The sequence below is a fragment of the Pseudomonas sp. PDM21 genome (genome assembly GCF_014852505.2).
Taxonomy (GTDB): Bacteria; Pseudomonadota; Gammaproteobacteria; order Pseudomonadales; family Pseudomonadaceae; genus Pseudomonas.
Genome location: NZ_CM181223.1, coordinates 6,274,275 through 6,293,095 on the forward strand (window position 1 = coordinate 6,274,275; position 18,821 = coordinate 6,293,095).

Annotated in this window: 16 protein-coding genes; 9 read left to right on the forward strand and 7 right to left on the reverse strand. The window is 66.6% G+C overall.

Translation table 11 applies throughout. From position 1 onward, the window contains the following. Positions 1–34 precede the first annotated feature (34 nt). Both IB275_RS28915 and ompR read right to left on the reverse strand, forming a co-directional pair. Complete coding sequence (locus IB275_RS28915; RefSeq protein ID WP_081515287.1) at positions 35–1,354, reverse strand: ATP-binding protein; 1,320 nt, start codon at positions 1,352–1,354, stop codon at positions 35–37. 61 nt (positions 1,355–1,415) lie between these two features. Then, on the reverse strand, positions 1,416–2,156 hold the full coding sequence (gene ompR / locus IB275_RS28920; protein ID WP_192293405.1) for an osmolarity response regulator transcription factor OmpR: 741 nt from the start codon (positions 2,154–2,156) through the stop codon (positions 1,416–1,418). A 274-nt stretch (positions 2,157–2,430) separates the two neighbouring features. On the opposite strand from ompR, the gene IB275_RS28925 reads away from it, so the two are divergent. The 4 genes from IB275_RS28925 (at position 2,431) to IB275_RS28940 (ending at position 7,514) form a co-directional block, all read left to right on the forward strand. Next, a complete protein-coding gene (locus IB275_RS28925; RefSeq protein WP_192293407.1) occupies positions 2,431–4,773 on the forward strand; it encodes a Tex family protein in 2,343 nt (780 codons plus the stop codon). 36 nt (positions 4,774–4,809) lie between these two features. Continuing rightward, entirely contained in the window at positions 4,810–5,172 is a 363-nt protein-coding gene (locus IB275_RS28930) for a PaaI family thioesterase (protein WP_405307451.1), read from the forward strand. Between the two features lie 165 nt (positions 5,173–5,337). Beyond that, the gene (gene gshA, locus IB275_RS28935; RefSeq protein WP_192293409.1) at positions 5,338–6,924 is read left to right on the forward strand and encodes a glutamate--cysteine ligase; all 1,587 of its coding nucleotides are present in this window, start codon (positions 5,338–5,340) and stop codon (positions 6,922–6,924) included. A gap of 143 nt (positions 6,925–7,067) precedes the next feature. After that, positions 7,068–7,514, forward strand: coding sequence for a hypothetical protein (locus tag IB275_RS28940; protein WP_192293411.1), 447 nt, complete (start codon positions 7,068–7,070; stop codon positions 7,512–7,514). Between the two features lie 7 nt (positions 7,515–7,521). On the opposite strand, the gene argA is transcribed toward IB275_RS28940, so the two are convergent. After that, complete coding sequence (gene argA, locus IB275_RS28945; protein ID WP_081515281.1) at positions 7,522–8,820, reverse strand: amino-acid N-acetyltransferase; 1,299 nt, start codon at positions 8,818–8,820, stop codon at positions 7,522–7,524. Positions 8,821–9,000: 180 nt separating this feature from the next. Next, the gene (gene argE / locus IB275_RS28950; RefSeq protein WP_192293413.1) at positions 9,001–10,140 is read right to left on the reverse strand and encodes an acetylornithine deacetylase; all 1,140 of its coding nucleotides are present in this window, start codon (positions 10,138–10,140) and stop codon (positions 9,001–9,003) included. A 187-nt stretch (positions 10,141–10,327) separates the two neighbouring features. On the opposite strand from argE, the gene IB275_RS28955 reads away from it, so the two are divergent. The 4 genes from IB275_RS28955 (at position 10,328) to IB275_RS28970 (ending at position 15,033) form a co-directional block, all read left to right on the forward strand. Beyond that, positions 10,328–11,692, forward strand: coding sequence for a CYTH domain-containing protein (locus IB275_RS28955; protein WP_192293415.1), 1,365 nt, complete (start codon positions 10,328–10,330; stop codon positions 11,690–11,692). 55 nt (positions 11,693–11,747) lie between these two features. Next, positions 11,748–13,532, forward strand: coding sequence for a type IV pilus assembly ATPase TfpB (gene tfpB, locus IB275_RS28960; protein WP_192293417.1), 1,785 nt, complete (start codon positions 11,748–11,750; stop codon positions 13,530–13,532). Between the two features lie 125 nt (positions 13,533–13,657). Then, a complete protein-coding gene (locus IB275_RS28965; protein ID WP_081515277.1) occupies positions 13,658–14,584 on the forward strand; it encodes an SPFH domain-containing protein in 927 nt (308 codons plus the stop codon). After that, complete coding sequence (locus IB275_RS28970) at positions 14,584–15,033, forward strand: NfeD family protein (RefSeq protein ID WP_192293419.1); 450 nt, start codon at positions 14,584–14,586, stop codon at positions 15,031–15,033. The genes IB275_RS28965 and IB275_RS28970 overlap by 1 nt, the downstream gene beginning before the upstream one ends. A gap of 231 nt (positions 15,034–15,264) precedes the next feature. Here IB275_RS28970 and lgt read toward each other — a convergent pair whose 3' ends face one another. Together lgt and IB275_RS28980 are read right to left on the reverse strand one after the other, a co-directional pair. Then, a complete protein-coding gene (lgt, locus tag IB275_RS28975; protein ID WP_045215607.1) occupies positions 15,265–16,065 on the reverse strand; it encodes a prolipoprotein diacylglyceryl transferase in 801 nt (266 codons plus the stop codon). A 20-nt stretch (positions 16,066–16,085) separates the two neighbouring features. Further along, complete coding sequence (locus IB275_RS28980; RefSeq protein ID WP_192293421.1) at positions 16,086–16,868, reverse strand: sulfite exporter TauE/SafE family protein; 783 nt, start codon at positions 16,866–16,868, stop codon at positions 16,086–16,088. Positions 16,869–16,982: 114 nt separating this feature from the next. On the opposite strand from IB275_RS28980, the gene IB275_RS28985 reads away from it, so the two are divergent. Continuing rightward, the gene (locus IB275_RS28985) at positions 16,983–17,729 is read left to right on the forward strand and encodes an NRDE family protein (RefSeq protein ID WP_192293429.1); all 747 of its coding nucleotides are present in this window, start codon (positions 16,983–16,985) and stop codon (positions 17,727–17,729) included. Here IB275_RS28985 and IB275_RS28990 read toward each other — a convergent pair. Then, positions 17,726–18,751, reverse strand: a complete 1,026-nt coding sequence (locus tag IB275_RS28990) for a sensor domain-containing diguanylate cyclase (protein WP_192293437.1) — start codon at positions 18,749–18,751, stop codon at positions 17,726–17,728. The two genes, IB275_RS28985 and IB275_RS28990, sit on opposite strands and share 4 nt — an antisense overlap. Positions 18,752–18,821 lie beyond the last annotated feature (70 nt).

Here is an 18,821-nt window from a genome sequence, read left to right on the forward strand (position 1 = left end):
TTATGCCGACGCGCAGCAGATCGTAAGCAGGCTCTTAGTGCGCGTCGCGCGGCAGCAGCAACCCCAACGGCAGGCAGACGCGCGCTTCCACGCCACCGCCCTCGCGGTTGCGCAGCTCGATGCTGCCGCCGTGCTGTTCGGCGATGCGCTTGACGATGGCCAGCCCGAGGCCGGTGCCCTTGCCGCCGCGTGCTTTGTCGCCGCGGAAGAAGGGATTGAAGATGTTCTCCAGCTCCTGCGGATCGACGCCCGCACCGCGGTCCAGCACGCTGAGCACCACATAGGGCGCGCCGCCACCACCGGCCACGTGGGCCGCCACTTCGACCTTGCCGCCGCCGTGGTTCAGGCCGTTCTCGATCAGGTTGCCGAGCAGGCGCTTGATCGACACCCGGCGGAAGCGGAACAGCGGCAGCGTCTCCAGGCACAGGCGCACGCGGTTGCCGCTCTGGTTGAAGGCGTCGGCCACCTCGCGGATCAGATCGGCGAGGTCGCCCTCTTCCACCGACTCGTCGCGACCATCGCGGATGAAAGCGAGGAACTGGTCGAGGATGGCATCCATGTCCTCGATGTCGCGGACCATGTCCTCGACCATCTCGCGGTCGCTGTCGGGCATCAGTTCCAGTGACAGGCGCAGGCGCGTCAGCGGCGTGCGCAGGTCGTGGGAAACCCCCGCCAGCATGAGCTCGCGCTCGCGACCGGCCTGCTCGACGTCGTCGGCCATCTGGTTGAACGCGCGGTACACCTCGGCCATCTCGCTGGGCGTTTCCGGCCCCAGCGGCAGGCGCACGCTGCGCCCCTTGCCGAACTCGCGGGAGGCGAAGACCAGGCGCTTCAAAGGCTGGCTGAGCAGGCGCACGAAGATCCAGGCGGCAGCGGTGGACAGCAGGCCGATGCCGAGGAACCAGCCCAGCACGCTCCAGATCTGCTGGCCGCGCAGCGGGTGCGGGTAGAGTGGTACGCCGATCCAGCCGTCACCCAGGGTTGGTGCGCGGACCCAGAGCATCGATGGATGGTGAATACGCAGGCGGGTCTCGGTATCGATGCCCAGCTCCATGCGCATCTGCCGCTGGAAGATTTCCGTGTACGGCCAGTGCACTTCCTCCGGCTGCCCCTGTTCGTGGGGCGCCCACTTCAATCCGGCGGACTGGGCGATGGCCTCGCGCGACTTCTCGTCCGCCGCCCAGTAGGCGCGCACGGTCAGCGCCGCGCCATGGCTGTACTGGCGGTCGACCAGCATGTCTTCGTTCATCAGCAGGTAGACCAGGGTCAGCGCCTTGGAGAACAGCACGACGATGAGCACCAGCCAGAGGGTGCGGGCGAAGAAGCTTTGCGGGAACCAGAGGGGTGTCTTCAAGAGGGCGTTACCAGAGGAACACGAACGGCCGGGGCGAAGGGCTTCGCCCCGGCGGGGTCAATCACTTGCGGGCGGCGCCGTCCGGCACGAATACGTAACCCACGCCCCAGACGGTCTGGATGTAGCGCGGCTTCGACGGATCGGGCTCGATCAGCCGGCGCAAACGGGAAATCTGCACATCGATGGAGCGCTCCAGGGCATCCCACTCGCGGCCGCGAGCCAGGTTCATCAGCTTGTCGCGGGTCAGCGGTTCGCGCGCGTGCTGGACCAGGGCCTTGAGCACGGCGAACTCACCGGTGGTGAGCATGTGCACTTCCTCGCCTTTCTTCAGCTCGCGGGTGGCCAGGTGCAGCTCGTAGTCGCCGAAGGTGACGATCTCGTCCTCGCCCGCCGGCGCGCCCGGCACCAGCGGCGCCTGGCGGCGCAGCACGGCCTTGATCCGCGCCAGCAGCTCGCGCGGGTTGAAGGGCTTGGCCAGGTAGTCGTCGGCGCCCTGCTCAAGGCCGGAGATACGGCTGGACTCGTCGCCCTTGGCGGTGAGCATGATGATCGGGATCTGGTTGTTCGACTCGCGCAGTCGCTTGCACGCGGAGAGGCCATCCTCGCCGGGCATCATCAGGTCCAGTACCACCAACTGGAACAGCTCGCGGGCCAGCAGGCGGTCCATCTGCTCGGTGTTTTCGACGGCGCGGACACGGTAACCCTGCTCATCGAGGAAGCGTTCCAGCAGACGGCGCAGGCGCGCGTCGTCATCGACCACGAGGATCTTTTCGCCTTCCGGCAGGGTGGCAGCGTTGGTCATGGAAACTCCCAGAATCTGATTCGACGGGCATTATCGCCCAGCCGCCGCGCATGACGGCCTGTCCATTGTTAGCAGATTTTTCCCCGACCAGTCGCCCACCCGGTGAAATTGTCGTGGGTATAATGCGGCGCTTTTGCGGCGGGGCGTTGTCACAGAGCCTGTCGAATGACCGGGAAGCCCGGCATTGGCGCTCTGTTATGGGCCTTTCGATGATCCTGCGAGCTAGCGCAGCAGATCATGCGCCCCGTTTTCGATTGTCTTGTCAGGTGGATTCATGGACAGCATCAACACCCGTATCGCCGAAGAGCTTTCCGCACTGCCCTCCGGCCGCGTTCAACCGCAGCAAGTCGCCGCTGCCGTCGCCCTGCTCGATGAGGGCTCCACCGTCCCCTTCATCGCCCGTTACCGCAAAGAAGTCACCGGCAGCCTGGACGATACCCAGCTGCGCATGCTCGAAGAGCGCCTGCGTTACCTGCGCGAACTGGAAGACCGCCGTGGCGCGATCCTCGCCAGCATCGAGGAACAGGGCAAGCTGACCCCGGAACTGGCCCGCGAGATCAAGCTCGCCGACACCAAGACCCGCCTCGAAGACCTCTACCTGCCCTATAAGCAGAAGCGCCGCACCAAGGGCCAGATCGCCCTGGAAGCCGGCCTGGGCGAACTGGCCGACGCGCTGTTCAACGACCCGAGCCTGACGCCGGAAACCGAAGCCGCGCGCTTCGTCGATGCCGAAAAAGGCTTCGCCGACACCCGTGCCGTGCTCGAAGGCGCCAAGTACATCCTCATGGAACGCTTCGCCGAGGACGCCACCCTGCTGGACCGCCTGCGCGGCTTCCTCAAGGACAATGCCACCCTCACTGCGCGCATGGTGCCGGGGAAGGAAACCGAAGGCGCCAAGTTCAGCGACTACTTCGAGCACGACGAGCCGCTCAAAAGCACTCCGTCGCACCGCGCCCTGGCGATCTTCCGTGGGCGCAACGAAGGCATCCTCAGCGTTGCGCTGAAGGTCGGCGAAGAGCTGCCGGGCACCTCGCACCCTTGCGAAATCATGATCGGCGAGCGTTTCGGCGTCTCCAACCAGGGCCGCGCCGCTGACAAGTGGCTATCCGAAGTGGTGCGCTGGACCTGGAAGGTCAAGCTCTACACCCACCTGGAAACCGACCTGCTGGGCGAGCTGCGCGACGGCGCCGACGCCGAGGCGATCAACGTCTTCGCGCGCAACCTGCACGACCTGCTGCTGGCCGCACCGGCAGGCCCGCGCGCCACCCTGGGCCTGGACCCGGGCCTGCGCACCGGTGTGAAGGTCGCCGTAGTCGATGCCACCGGCAAGCTGCTGGACACCGCCACCGTCTACCCGCACGTGCCGAAGAACCAGTGGGACCAGACCATCGCCGTGCTCGCCGCGCTGTGCGCCAAGCACCAGGTGGAACTGATCGCCATCGGCAACGGCACCGCCAGCCGCGAGACCGACAAGCTGGCCGCCGAGCTGATCAAGAAATACCCGGCGCTCAAGTGCACCAAGATCATGGTCAGCGAGGCCGGCGCTTCGGTGTACTCGGCGTCGGAACTGGCCGCCAGGGAATTCCCCGAGCTGGACGTATCGCTGCGCGGCGCCGTGTCCATCGCCCGCCGCCTGCAGGACCCGCTGGCCGAGCTGGTGAAGATCGAGCCCAAATCCATCGGCGTCGGCCAGTACCAGCACGACGTGTCCCAGCTGCAGCTCGCGCGCAGCCTGGACGCGGTCGTGGAAGACTGCGTGAACGCCGTGGGCGTGGACGTGAACACCGCCTCCGCCGCGCTGCTGGCGCGCATCTCCGGCCTCAACAGCACCCTGGCGCAGAACATCGTCTCGCACCGTGACGCCAACGGCGCGTTCCGCACCCGCGACGACCTGCGCAAGGTCAGCCGCCTGGGCGACAAGACTTTCGAGCAGGCCGCCGGCTTCCTCCGCGTGATGAACGGCGACAACCCGCTGGACGCCTCCGCGGTGCACCCGGAAACCTACCCGCTGGTCCAGCGCATCGCCGCCGACACTGGCCGCGACGTACGCTCGCTGGTCGGCGACTCGGGCTTCCTCAAGCGCCTGGACCCGAAGAAGTTCACCGACGAGCAGTTCGGCCTGCCTACCGTCACCGACATCCTCAAGGAACTCGACAAGCCCGGCCGCGACCCGCGCCCGGAGTTCAAGACCGCCGAGTTCCAGGAAGGCGTCGAGAGCCTCAAGGACCTGACGCCCGGCATGGTGCTCGAAGGCGTGGTGACCAACGTCACCAACTTCGGCGCCTTCGTCGACATCGGCGTCCACCAGGACGGCCTGGTGCACATCTCCGCGCTGTCGGAGAAGTTCGTCAAGGACCCGTACGAAGTGGTCAAGGCCGGTGACATCGTCAAGGTGAAGGTCATGGAAGTGGACATCCCGCGCAATCGCGTCGGCCTGTCCATGCGCATGAGCGACACCCCTGGCGAGAAGGTCGATGGCCCGCGCGGCGGCGGCCGGCCCGGCAACGGTGCACCGCGTGGCGATCGCAGCGCGGCCCCGCGCCAGCAGGAGCAGGCCCCGGCGAACAACGCCATGGCCTCGCTGTTCGCCAACGCCAAGCAACTGAAGAAGAAGTAAGGAAGCCCCATGAGCGAGATGCCCGCCCGCGAGCTGATGATCAGCCGCTTCAGCGAAACCATCGGCGTGCAGCCGATTCGTGTCGCTGACGGCGAAGCCGAGGTGCTGCTGCCGATGGCCGAGCACCTGCGCAACCGCGGCAATGTCATGCACGGCGGCGCGCTCTTCACGCTGATGGACATGACCATGGGCCTGGCCTGCTCCAGCGCCCATGGTTTCGACCGGCAGAGCGTCACCCTGGAATGCAAGATCAACTACATCCGCGCGGTCGCCGAAGGCGAAGTGCGCTGTGTGGCGAAAGTCCTGCACGCCGGGCGTCGTTCGCTGGTGGTCGAGGCCGACATCCACCAGGGCGACAAGCTGGTCGCCAAGGGACAAGGCACCTTCGCCCAGCTGTAAATAGCCTCGGCGCAACTGACCTATGCTGTAGTCCGGAGCCCGCGAAAAGCGGGCGCCGGCGCGGCGTCTCCCCAAGCCAGGCGACCACGCCGGTTGTGTTCTCCCCTTGTAGACCGCCCAGTCCACCCCCATAGTGGGGCGATTGCCGTGTGAAGGACTTCCAACTTGAGCGACCAACTCTCCCGCCGCCTGGCCCTGCTTGGCGATGCCGCCAACCTGTCCCTGCTCACCCAGTGCCTGCACGGTATCGAGCGCGAATGCCTGCGCGTCGATGAACGCGGCAAGCTCGCCCTGACCCCGCACCCGCGTGCGCTGGGCTCGGCGCTGACCAACCCGCAGATCACCACCGACTACTCCGAGTCGCTGCTGGAGTTCATCACCCCGACGTCCACCAGCGTCGAGAAGACCCTGGACGAGCTGGGTGACATCCATCGCTTCGCCAGCGGCAAACTCGACGGCGAATACCTGTGGAGCCCGTCCATGCCCTGCGAGCTGCCGGATGAAGAGACCATCCCGATCGCCCGCTATGGCAGCTCGCACATCGGCCGCCTGAAGTACGTCTACCGCAAGGGCCTGGCCCTGCGCTATGGCAAGACCATGCAGTGCATCGCCGGCATCCACTACAACTTCTCCCTGCCCGAAGGCATCTGGGAGTTGCTGCGTGAGGAAGAAGGCAGCGAGAAGAGCGCACGGGACTTCCAGTCGCACCGCTACATCGCGATGATCCGTAACTTCCGCCGTTACAGCTGGCTGCTGATGTACCTGTTCGGCGCATCGCCCGCCCTGGACGCCGGCTTCCTGCGCGGCCGTCCGCACGGCCTGGAAGCCTTCGACGAGCACACCCTCTACTTGCCCTACGCCACCAGCCTGCGCATGAGCGACCTGGGCTACCAGAACAACGCCCAGGCCGGCCTGACGCCCTGCTACAACGATCTGGACAGCTACATCGACAGCCTGCGCCGCGCCGTCAGCACGCCGTACGCGCCGTACGAGAAGGTCGGCACCAAGGTCGATGGCGAATGGGTGCAGCTCAACACCAACATCCTGCAGATCGAGAACGAGTACTACTCGAGCATCCGCCCGAAACGCGTCACCTACACCGGCGAGCGCCCGATCCAGGCGCTGATGGCCCGTGGCGTGCAGTACGTCGAGGCACGTTGCCTGGACATCAACCCCTTCCTGCCGCTGGGCATCGACGTCACCGAAGCCCGCTTCCTCGACGCCTTCCTGCTCTACTGCGCGCTCTCCGACAGCCCGCCGCTGGGCGGCTGCGAGTGCGGCTCGGCCACCAGCAACTTCCTCAAGGTAGTCAAGGAAGGCCGGCGCCCGGGCCTGAAGCTGGAGCGCGGCGGCCAGCAGGTCGAAATGAAGGATTGGGCTAACGGCCTGCTCGACGCCATCGCGCCGATCATCGACCTGCTCGACCGCGCCAACGGCAGCAGTCTGCACGCGCAGAGCCTGGCCGAGCAGCGCGCCAAGGTCGCCGATGCCGACCAGACGCCATCGGCCAAGGTCCTGGCGGAGATGCGCGAACGCGGCGAAAGCTTCGAGGCCTTCGCCCTGCGCTACAGCCGCCAGCACGCCGAAACACTGGGCAGCGAACCCCTGTCGACGCAAGAGCAGGCCCGCTTCGAAGGCATGGCCAGTCAATCCCTGGCCGAACAGGCGGAGCTGGAAAAACAGCCCGAGGGCGATTTCGACACCTTCGTCGCCGCCTACCAGGCAAGCATCCTCGGCTTGATCAGCGTCTGAGACCCAGGGAATCCACTGACAGACCTTTCATATAAATCTTCTCCGCAGCTCGCTCACTCCGGGAGGAGAATCACCTCCCGCCCTGGCGTCGCCGGAAATCACCGCGCCGTCCGTGGCACCGACTCATCCCGGAGAGAGCTCCCATGCCCCCTACGAACGACTGGTCTCTGGACGATCTGGATGTGGCGTACTCCGATGGTCTCAAAATGGGCATCGCCGGGCAGCCATTCTCTCCGCCATCAGATGAAATCCTGGCGGCCAGTTGGGAGGCGGGCTGGATCGATGCCTGCGAACAGCTGCGTCGCCGGCAGGTGCTGCCCGACATCCCTTTCGTCTGGGACCACTTTCCACCCCTGCTGAGTGTGCGCATCCAGAACCGCAGTGCCCGACCACCACTAGGCCTGCCCGACTTCGGCCTTCGCATGCAAACCCTGGTTCCCTCCAACGCCCCGGCGCCATGCGCCAGGCGAGGCTCAAACGCGCTTGAGCTGCGCATACGGATAAGCAACAGCTCATCGCGCCCGCCGCTTTCCACCCCCGACTTCGGCTTGCGTATGCAGCGCCTGACCGCGCTGGCGCCACCGAGCTGAACGTGGTCTACAGAGTCTTCTCGAACACCTGCGAATTGCGCTGGTAGTTGTACAGCGATGCCCGCGCCGCCGGTAGGCGCTCCACGCTGCTGGGCTGGAAGCCGCGCTCGCGGAACCAATGGGCAGTCCGCGTGGTGAGGACGTAGAGGGTCTTCAGACCAAGATTGCGCGCGCGCTGCTCGATGCGCTCCAGCAGGTCGTCGCCGCGTCCGCCGTGGCGGTACTCCGGGTTCACCGCCAGACAGGCCAGCTCGCCCGAATCCGAGTCGGCGATGGGATAGAGCGCCGCGCAGGCGATGATCAGCCCTTCGCGTTCGACAATGCTGAACTGCTCGATTTCACGCTCCAGCACCTCGCGGGAACGGCGCACCAGGATGCCTTGCTCTTCCAGCGGGCGAATCAGTTCCAGCAGTCCGCCAACGTCCTCGATGCCCGCCTCGCGCAGTTGCTCGAACTGCTCCTGGGCGACCAGGGTGCCGTTGCCGGTGCGGGTGAACAGTTCGCTGAGCAGTGAGCCGTCCTCGGTGTAGCTGACGATATGGCTGCGGCGCACGCCCGCGCGACAGGCCTGGGCAGCAGCATCCAGCAGTTCGCCCTGGTAGCTCGCACCGAGGCGCTCCAGGTGCGCCGGGACCTGCTGCGGGCGCAGCTCTCGCACCAGCTTGCCGGCGTCGTCCATCAGGCCGCGCTCGGCGCCATAGAGGATCAGCTTGTCTGCGCCCAGGTCGATGGCCGCGCGCATGGCCACGTCCTCGCAGGCGAGGTTGAAGATTTCACCGGTGGGCGAATAGCCCAGCGGCGAGAGCAGCACGATACTGCGCTCGTCGAGCTGGCGGTTGATGCCCTTGCGGTCGATCCGACGGACCTCGCCGGTGTGGTGGTAGTCGATGCCGTCGACCACGCCGATCGGCCGCGCGGTGACGAAGTTGCCGGCGGTCACGCGCAGGCGCGAGCCCTGCATCGGCGAGGCGGCCATGTCCATGGACAGGCGCGCTTCGATGGAGATGCGCAGGCTGCCGACGGCGTCGATCACACAGTCCAGAGTCGGCGCGTCGGTGACCCGCAGACCACGGTGGAAGCGCGGCGCCAGCCCGTGGGAAGCCAGGCGCGCCTCGATCTGCGGGCGCGAGCCGTGCACCAGCACCAGGCGCACGCCGAGGCTGTGCAGCAGCACCAGGTCGTGGACGATATTGCCGAAATTGGGGTCTTCGACGCCCTCGCCGGGGAGCATCACCACAAAGGTGCAGTCCCGGTGCGAGTTGATATAGGGAGAGGCGTGGCGCAGCCAGTTGACGTAGTCGTGCATTGCTTGAAAAGCCTGTCGTTCGAGTGGGCGGAAATCTGTCGGATGCGGCCAGAGTTCGGCCAGGGCGGCGCGGTTATCGTCGTCGCATGTACATCGACAGGTTTCTCCTCTTGGGTAGGTGGGGCCCGTTGTCGGGGCGCTCTACAGGCAACTCTTCATCAACAGTCTCGCGGACGATCCCTATAAGCAGTAATGCCGGATCAGTCCGCGCAGCAGTTCCACGCATGGCTCGATGCGGTCGAGCTCGAGGTGCTCGTCCGGCTGGTGGGCGCAGGCGATGTCGCCGGGGCCCAATACCAGGGTCTGGCAGCCGAGCTGCTGAAGATACGGTGCTTCGGTGCCAAAGGCTACCGCTTGTGCCGTGTGCCCGGTCAGACTTTCGGCCAGCCGCACCAACTCACTCTGCGCCGGTTCCTCGAAGGGCGGCACGGCGGGGAACAGCGGGGCGTAATCGATCTTCACGGCATGCCGTTCGGCGACCGGCTTGAGCCGCTCGCGAATGGCCTGGCGCAGGGTTTCGGGCTGCATCCCGGGTAGCGGTCGCAGGTCGAATTCCAGCGCGCACTGGCCGCAGATGCGATTGGGGTTGTCGCCGCCGTGGATGCAGCCGAGGTTGAGGGTCGGCTGCGGCACGCTGAACTGTGGGTTGTTGAACGCCTGCTGCCACTGGCTGCGCAGGCCCTGCAATTCGCCCATCACCGCCTGCATCGCCTCCAGCGCACTGCGCCCCAGGCTCGGGTCGGAGGAGTGGCCGCTCTGCCCGAGGATGTCGATGCGCTCCATCATCACGCCCTTGTGCAGGCGGATCGGCTTCAGGTTGGTCGGCTCGCCGATCACCGCCGCGCGGCCCAGCGGGCGCCCCGCCTCAGCCAAAGCGCGGGCGCCGGCCATGGAGCTTTCCTCGTCGCAGGTGGCGAGGATGATCAACGGCTGTTTGAACGGCTGATCGAGCAATGGCAGCAGCGCTTCGATGGCCAGGGCGAAGAAGCCCTTCATGTCGCAGGAGCCCAGGCCGAACCAGCGCCCGTCGCGTTCGTCCAGGCCCAGCGGGTCGCTTTTCCACAGGGCCTCGTCGTAGGGCACGGTATCGGTGTGCCCGGCCAGCACCAGGCCGCCGGGGCCACTGCCCAGGGTAGCGACCAGGTTGAACTTGCCCGGCGACACCGGCTGCAGCTCGCAGGCGAAGCCCAGGTCGACCAGCCAGTTGCCCAGCAACTCGACCACCGGGCGGTTGGACTGGTCCAGCGCGGGCTGGGTACAGCTGACCGAGGGGATCGCTATCAGCTCGGCGAAGCGTTGTTTCAGCGGCGGCAACGGCATGGCTTTCTCCAGACGATGGACTCCACTATGGACCATGCGGCGGTGCGGTAAAACCTCGCGGCGCCCGGCAGGAACGCCGAAGTCCTGTAAACTGCATGACTTTGAAGTCTTTTTCGCGCCCGTCGTTCCGTCCTTGCTACAAGAGGCCGGGAATCCGGGCGCGTCCGCTCTGACCCGGACCCCCGCCATGCAGAAAGAAACCGAAATCAAATTGCGCGCCAGCCGCGAGACCCTCGAAGCCCTGCGCGAGCATCCCGCGCTGAAAAAGCGCAACAAATCCGGCTGGGAGCCCCGCGAGCTGTTCAACCAGTATTACGACACCCCCGGCCGCGACCTGGCCCGTGCCCGCGTGGCGCTGCGCATGCGCAAGGATGGCGAGCAGTTCATCCAGACCCTGAAGACCCGTGGCCAGAGCGTGGCCGGCTTGTCCGAGCGCAACGAATGGGACTGGTACCTGGAGAAGAACAAGCTCGACCTGAAGAAACTTGACGACCAATGCTGGCCGGCCGCGCTGGCGGATCTGGACAAGAAGTCCCTGAAACCGATCTTCAGCACCGACTTCACCCGCCAGCGCGCCGAGATCGCCTGGGGCCGGGGCAAGGCGAAGGTGGTGATCGAGGCTGCGCTGGACCTGGGCAAGGTCATCGCCGGCAAGCAGGAAGAGGAAATCTGCGAGCTGGAACTGGAACTGCGCCAGGGCGAGCCCGAGGCGCTGCTGGACCTGGCCATCGAACTGGCCGCGGACCTGGCGCTGATGCCTTGCGACATCAGCAAGGCCGAGCGCGGCTACCGCCTGTTCGACCCGGCGAGCTACAGCATCCAGCCCGACACCCAGAAGCTGCTGCATGAAACCCCGCTGGATGGCGCCTTCGCCGCGCTGTCCTGGTCGCTGCTGGGGAGCAGCCAGCGCCTGGCCGAGCAATACCGCTTCAACGGCCACTGGAGCCTGCTGGACAGCTGGCTGCAGCAACTGGTGGACCTGCGCGCCCTGCTCGGCAGTCTCGGCCAGGCCGTACCGCGCGCCACCACCCGAGAGCTGCGCGCCGCCCTCGACGCGCTGATTGCCGACTGGCAGCCGCGCATCGAACAGGGTCGCCACGACGACGCCGTGCGCCAGCAGATGCCGGCGGCCTTCCGCGAGGAACTGGACAACCTGCGCTGGGGTCAGTTCTCCCTGAGCACCTCGCGTTGGCTGCTGGGCAAGGCCTGGACCCTTGAGCGCAACGAGCGCGCCAACCGCCTGGGCGGCTCCGCCGTCGGCAAGTGGCTGCAGCGCACCCTGGCCGAGGAGGCCCAGGCCATGCCGCTGCAACGTGCCCAGCAATTGCCCGAAGTGCTCGCCGACCAACTGCCGCGCCTGCAACGCATGCTGGTCTGGCTGCGCCTGGCGCGCGGCGTGCTGGAGCTGCCGGAAACCGACCGCCTGTATGGCGAACTGGCCAAGCTTCAGGAGCTGCTCGTCACTCCCGACGCCGAGGGGCGCCTGGATGCCCTGGCGGCCCAGGCCCATACTGTGCTGACCCTCAAGCCGTGGAAGGCGCTTTTGAAATAAGCTGGCCCGGCAATGCCGCGGGCCTGTGACCCGCCACTGGAAGTAGGGAGTCCGCATGTCCGTCTTTGCCCCATCCGCCCAGGACCGTCCGCTCGACCTGGGCGACATCCTGCGCGAGCTGGTCACCCAGGGCCGCGTCGCCCAGGATGACGCCGAGCAGTGCCTGGCGATCCGCCGCAGCGCCGTGAAGAACCAGCAGCACCCGCTGGAATTCCTCGCCGCGCAGCAGGTCGCGGACCGCCAGCGGCCGGGGCACAAGCTGGACCTGGACAACCTGGTGAGGTGGCTGGCGGACTTTTCCGGGCAGCCCTACCTGCGCATCGACCCGCTGAAGATCGACGTCGCCGCGATCACTCCACTGATGTCCTACGCCTTCGCCCAGCGCCACCAGATCCTCGCGGTCGCGGTGGCACCGGATGAAGTCACCATCGCCAGCGCGCAACCGTTCGTGCACGCCTGGGAGAGCAACCTCACCCACGTGCTCAAGCGCCCGATCAAGCGCGTGGTCGCCAACCCGGTGGATATCCAGCGCTTCACGGTGGAGTTCTACCGCCTCGCCAAATCGGTGACCGGCGCCAGCTCGCAGGACCAGAAGATCAGCGGCGTCGGCAACTTCGAACAGCTGCTCAACCTGGGCGCGGCCGACCAGGAGCCCGATGCCAACGACGCGCACATCGTCACCATCGTCGACTGGCTGTTTCAGTACGCCTTCCAGCAGCGCGCCAGCGATATCCACATCGAGCCGCGCCGCGAGCAGGGCACTGTGCGCTTCCGCATCGATGGCGTGCTGCACAACGTCTATCAGTTCCCGCCGCAGGTCAGCATGGCGGTGGTCAGCCGCCTGAAGTCCCTCGGCCGGATGAACGTCGCCGAGAAGCGCAAGCCGCAGGACGGTCGGGTGAAGACCAAGACCCCCGACGGCGCCGAGGTGGAACTGCGCCTGTCGACCCTGCCCACCGCCTTCGGCGAGAAGATGGTGATGCGGATCTTCGACCCCGAGGTGCTGCTCAAGAGCTTCGACCAGCTCGGCTTCTCTCCCGACGACCTGCGTCGCTGGGAGAGCATGACCAGCCAGCCCAACGGTATCATCCTGGTCACCGGCCCCACCGGCTCGGGCAAGACCACCACGCTCTACACCACGCTCAAGCAACTGGCGACCGACGAGGTGAACCTCTGCACCATCGAGGACCCGATCGAGATGATCGAACCCTCGTTCAACCAGATGCAGGTGCAGCACAACATCGACCTGACTTTCGCCAGCGGCGTCCGCGCCCTGCTGCGTCAGGACCCGGACATCATCATGGTCGGCGAGATCCGCGACCTGGAGACCGCCGAGATGGCGATCCAGGCGGCGCTCACCGGCCACCTGGTGCTTTCCACCCTGCACACCAACGACTCGCCCACTGCCATCACCCGCCTGCTGGAACTGGGCGTGCCCTACTACCTGATCCGCGCCACCGTGCTCGGCGTCATGGCCCAGCGCCTGGTGCGCACCCTGTGCCCGCACTGCAAGGCGCCGATGGAGCTGCAGGAGGAGGACTGGCAGGAAGTCACCCGCCCATGGAACGCCCCCCTGCCTGCCAGCGCGCACCAGGCGGTCGGCTGCCTGGAGTGCCGCGACACCGGCTACCGCGGACGTGCCGGCGTGTACGAGATCATGCTGCTGAGCGAGTCGCTGAAGGAACTGATCACCGCCGACACCGACCTCATTCCGCTGCGCCGCCAGGCCTTCAAGGAAGGCATGCGCAGCCTGCGGCTGTCCGGCGCGCAGAAGGTGGCCGCCGGACTGACGACCATCGAGGAAGTCATGCGGGTCACCCCGCAAAGCGAGCAGAAGTAAGGCTCCGGCCGGGCGCCCGAGGAAACCCCCGCGCTCGCCTGCCGGACTTTCCTGCATGCCTGCCGGGCGTGCCGGTTACACTCGACTCACACACCCATTACCCAAGCAGACAAGGAGTCCCTCGCATGGAAATCGGCAGTGTTGCCCTGCTGTTCGTCATCCTCGCCATCGTCATCGTCCTCATGGGGTTCAAGGTCGTGCCCCAGGGCTTCGAATGGACCATCGAGCGCTTCGGCCGCTACACCGTCACCCTGAAGCCGGGCCTGAGCATCATCATTCCGGTGGTGGACCGCGTCGGCCAGAAGATCAACATGATGGAGCGCGTACTCGACGTGCCGCCGCAGGAGGCCATCAGCGCCGACAACGCCATCGTGCAGATCGACGCCGTGTGCTTCTTCCAGGTGGTCGACGCGGCGCAGGCGGCCTATGAAGTCAGCGGGCTGGAAAACGCCGTGCGCAACCTGGTGATGACCAACATCCGCACCGTGCTCGGTTCCATGGAACTGGACCACATGCTCAGCCAGCGCGACGCGATCAACGAACGTCTGCTGCGCACCGTCGACGAGGCCACCGCCCCCTGGGGCCTGAAGGTCACCCGCATCGAGATCAAGGACATCAGCCCGCCGGCCGACCTGGTGGAAGCGATGGCCAGCCAGATGAAGGCCGAACGCCTCAAGCGCGCGCAGATCCTCGAAGCCGAAGGTCGCCGCGCTGCGGAAATCCTCACCGCCGAGGGCAAGAAGCAGGCACAGATCCTCGAAGCCGAGGGCCTGCGCCAGTCGGCCTTCCTCGAGTCCGAAGCGCGCGAGCGCCAGGCCGAGGCTGAAGCCAAGGCGACCCAGGTGGTTTCCGAGGCCATCGCCAGCGGCAACGTGCAGGCGATCAACTACTTCGTCGCACAGAAGTACGTCGACGCCCTTGGCCAGCTGGCCAGCTCCAACAACAGCAAGATCGTGCTGATGCCGCTGGAAGCCAGCCAGGTGATCGGCGCGGTCGGCGGCATCGGCGAAATCGTCAAGGCCACCTTCGGCGAAACCAAGGGCCGTAGCTGATGGCCGCCTTTCTCCAGAACCTCGGTTTCTGGGACTGGCTGGGCCTGGGCATCGTCCTGCTGATCCTGGAAATCTTCGGTGCCGGCGGCTACCTGCTGTGGATCGGTATCGCCGCGGCGCTGACCGGCGTGCTGTCGTTCCTGCTGCCGGGGCTGGACTGGGTCTGGCAGTGCCTGGCCTTCGGCGTGCTGGCGATCCTCACCGCGCTGTACTGGTGGAACCACCAGCGACTCAACAAGCGCCAGGCGGCACCCTCCAGCCTCAACCGTCGCGGCAGCGAGTTGGTCGGCCGGCAGTTCGCCCTGCATGACGCCATCGTCGGCGGGCGCGGCAAGATCCGCGTGGGCGACAGCGTCTGGCTGGTCAGCGGGCCGGACCTGCCCGTCGGCGCGCAGGTGCGCGTGACCGGACAGGACGGCGTGTTACTCCTCGTCGAACCCATCCTGTAGGTGCGCGGGGGACGCCATCGTTATTGCTCGCGATCCCGCCCCCGCTGCGGAGCTCGGTTCGCGAGCACGAATGTAGGATGGGTGGAGCTTGTGATCGCTATCGGCAGAGCCGGTAAGCACATTGATGGGTATCGCCTCGCTCCACACCATCCTACATAGCGGGAACAGCACCCTAAGCTGACCTCAACGAAAAAGCCCGCCAATCGGCGGGCTTTTTCATTCAGGCGAAACTCAGCTCGCGGCCGGTTGCGCCGGGGCGCGGCGGTAAGCCCAGACCATCAGCGCAATGCCGCCCAGGACCATCGGCACGCACAGCACCTGCCCCATGGTCAGCCAGCCCCACGCCAGGTAGCCCAGCTGGGCATCCGGCACACGGACGAACTCGACGATGAAGCGGAAGATGCCGTAGCACAGCACGAACAGGCCGGATACCGAGGCGGTCGGGCGCGGCTTGCGGGTGAACAGCCAGAGCACGACGAACAGCGCCACGCCTTCCAGCGCGAACTGGTACAGCTGCGACGGGTGGCGCGGCTCCGGGCCGCCGGTGGGGAAAATCATCGCCCACGGCACGTCGGTCACCTTGCCCCACAGCTCGCCATTGATGAAGTTGCCGATACGTCCGGCGCCCAGGCCGATCGGCACCAGCGGCGCGATCAGGTCCATCAGCTGGAAGAAGCTCTTGTTGTTGCGTTTGCCGAACCACCAGGTGGCCAGCATCACGCCGATCAGCCCGCCGTGGAACGACATGCCGCCCTTCCACACCTCGAAGATCAGCGTCGGGTTGGCAATGTATTCGTCCAGGTTGTAGAACAGCACGTAGCCCAGGCGACCGCCCAGAACCACGCCGCACGCCACCCAGAACACCAGGTCGGAGAGTTTCTCCTTGGTCCAGGTCGGGTCGAAATCCTTCAGTTTGCGCGACGCCAGCAGCCAGGCGCCGCCGATGCCGATCAGGTACATCAGGCCGTACCAGTGGATTTTCAGCGGCCCGAGCGCTACAGCAACCGGGTCGATCTGTGGATAAGGCAGCATCCGCTTCTCCTAGCAGGAACTCAGATCAGGAAACTCAAGCCCACGCTGAACAGCAGCAGGGCGAATAAACGCTTGAGCACCAGGGGTGGCAGGCGATGGGCCAGCCGTGCCCCGATGCGGGCGAAGAACATGCTGGTGACGGCAATGCCCACCAGCGCCGGGAGGTAGACGAAGCCCAGGCTCATTTCCGGCAGCTTGTCGTTGTGCCAGCCGACAGCGATGAAGGATATCGCGCCGGCGATGGCGATCGGCAGGCCGCACGCCGAGGAAGTCGCAACCGCCTGTTGCATGGAGACGCCACGCCAGGTCAGGAAAGGCACGGTCAGCGAGCCGCCGCCGATGCCGAAAATGGCGGAAGCCCAGCCCACCACGCCGCCGGCCACGCCCAGGCCGAAGCGCCCCGGCAGGTTGCGCGCGCCCTTGGGCTGCAGGCCCAGCGCCATCTGGATCGACACCAGGATGGCGAAGGTGCCGATGATCTTCTGCAGCACCGGGCCCTGGATCTTCGATGCGGTGATCGCCCCCAGCGCACTGCCGACCAGGATGCCGACGGTCATCCAGCCGAACACCTGCCAGCGCACCGCGCCACGCCGATGGTGCTCGATGATCGAATTGATCGAGGTGAAGACGATGGTCGCCAGCGAAGTACCGACCGCCATCTGGGTCAGCACGTCGGGCGAGAAGCCGTGGGCGCCGAAGCTGAAGACCAGGGCCGGGACGATGATCAACCCGCCGCCAACGCCGAACAGGCCGGCGAGCACGCCAGCGCAGGCGCCAAGCACCAGGTAGAGCACGAACTCCATGGGCAACCTCGGGCAACAAAGCGGGCATGGTAGCCGAAGGCTCCCGGGCGCTCCAGCCACTCCGGGACATCGGCGGATGTTGATAGACTGCCGGAACACCACGGAGTTCGACCCATGTGCCTGATCGTCTTCGCCTGGCGTCCCGGCCACGCCACCCCCCTGATCGTCGCGGCTAACCGCGATGAGTTCTACGCCCGCCCGACCCTGCCGCTGGCGGCCTGGGAGGAATACCCCGGCGTCTATGCCGGCCGCGACCTGGAGGCCGGCGGTACCTGGCTGGGCGTGGCGCCCGACGGCCGCTTCGCCGCCCTGACCAACGTGCGCGACCCTGGCCAGCCGCTGGGCCCGCGCTCCCGCGGCGAGCTGGTGGCGGCCTTCCTGCAGGGCCGGCAGGCACCGCTGGAGTACCTGCAGCAGGTCGCCCGCCGCGCCACGGATTACAGCGGCTTCAACCTGCTGGTGGGCGACAGTGCGCAGCTCTGCTATTTCAACCCCCGCGTCGGCCCGCCGGTGGCGGTGGCGCCGGGTGTACACGGGCTCTCCAACGCCGCGCTGGACACGCCCTGGCCCAAGCTGCTGAATGCCCGCAACGGGCTGGAGGCCGCGCTGCAGAGGCCAGACACCAGCTCACTGGTGGCGCTGCTGGCCGACAACCGCCAGCCCAGCGAAGCCGAGCTGCCGGATACCGGCGTCGGCCTGGCCACGGAGCGCCTGCTCTCCAGCGTGTTCATCGCCAGCCCGACCTACGGCACCCGCGCCAGCACCGCGCTGATCGTCCACGCGGACGGCCGCCGCGAGCTGCTGGAGCACAGCTTCGGCCCTAGCGGAGCTCGTCTGGGTGAAGTGGCCCTGGCTCTCTAGCAGGTGACGATGCAGTCGCGCTGGGCCTTGGCGCGGTAGAGCCCTTCGTCCAGGCGACGCAGCATCACCGACAGGTCCTCGCCGGGCTGCATCGCCGTCACCGAGAAGCTGGCGGTGAGCTGGGTCGGCAGTGAGATATCGGCCCGGCGCAGGCTCATACGCAGCCGCTCGGCCAGTTCGCGCGCCGCTTCGCAGGTGGTTTCCGGCAGCAGCACGATGAACTCCTCGCCGCCCCAGCGGGCGAAGCAGTCCTCCTCGCGCAGACGCCGCCGCACCACTTCGGCCACCGCCACCAGCACGCGGTCGCCGGCCGGGTGACCAAGGCTGTCGTTGATGCGCTTGAAGTGGTCGAGGTCGAACATCATCAGCGAGCAGCCGTGGCCATGGCGCTGCAGACGCTGCCATTCGGCGTGCAGTTGCTGCTCGAAGCGCCGGCGGTTGGCGATCTGCGTCAGCGGGTCGATCTCGGAGAGACGCAGGGCAACGGCGGCCTGTTCGGCCAGCGCCTGATTGGCCTGGCGCAGGGCTTCGGTGCGCTGCAGCACCAGGTACTCCAGGCTCAGGTTGAGCTGGTGCAGCTCGTGATTCTTCTCCTGCAGCTCCAGCTCTGCGAGCTTGCGCTCGTGGATGTTGCGGTGCGCGCCGATCATCCGCGTCGGCTTGCCCTCGTCGTCGAACTCGAAGAAGCGCCCGTGATCGCTGACCCACAGGTAGTTTCCGTCCAGGCAGCGGCAGCGGTACTCCTCGCGGTAGACGCCGCTGCGCCCCTGCACATAGGCATCGAAGGCGAACATCACGCGGGAGAAGTCCTCGGGATGGATGATCTCGTGCCAGGTGGCGACGCTTTCCGGGAGGCTGTCGGGGTCATGGCCGAGCATGGCGTACCAGCCCGGACTGCGAGTGACATGGTTGCTGCGGATGTCCCAGTCCCAGATGCCATCGCTGACGATGCTCAGGGCATAGCGCAGGGTGCGGGCGCTGGCGCCGGTGTCCGTGCAAGGCGACTGGTCGAGCTCTTCCATAAGCTGCGTCCTGGCCGGTGATCCGGCCCTGTTACTTCATCTGCCCTGCGGTCATGCACGGTTCCGCAGG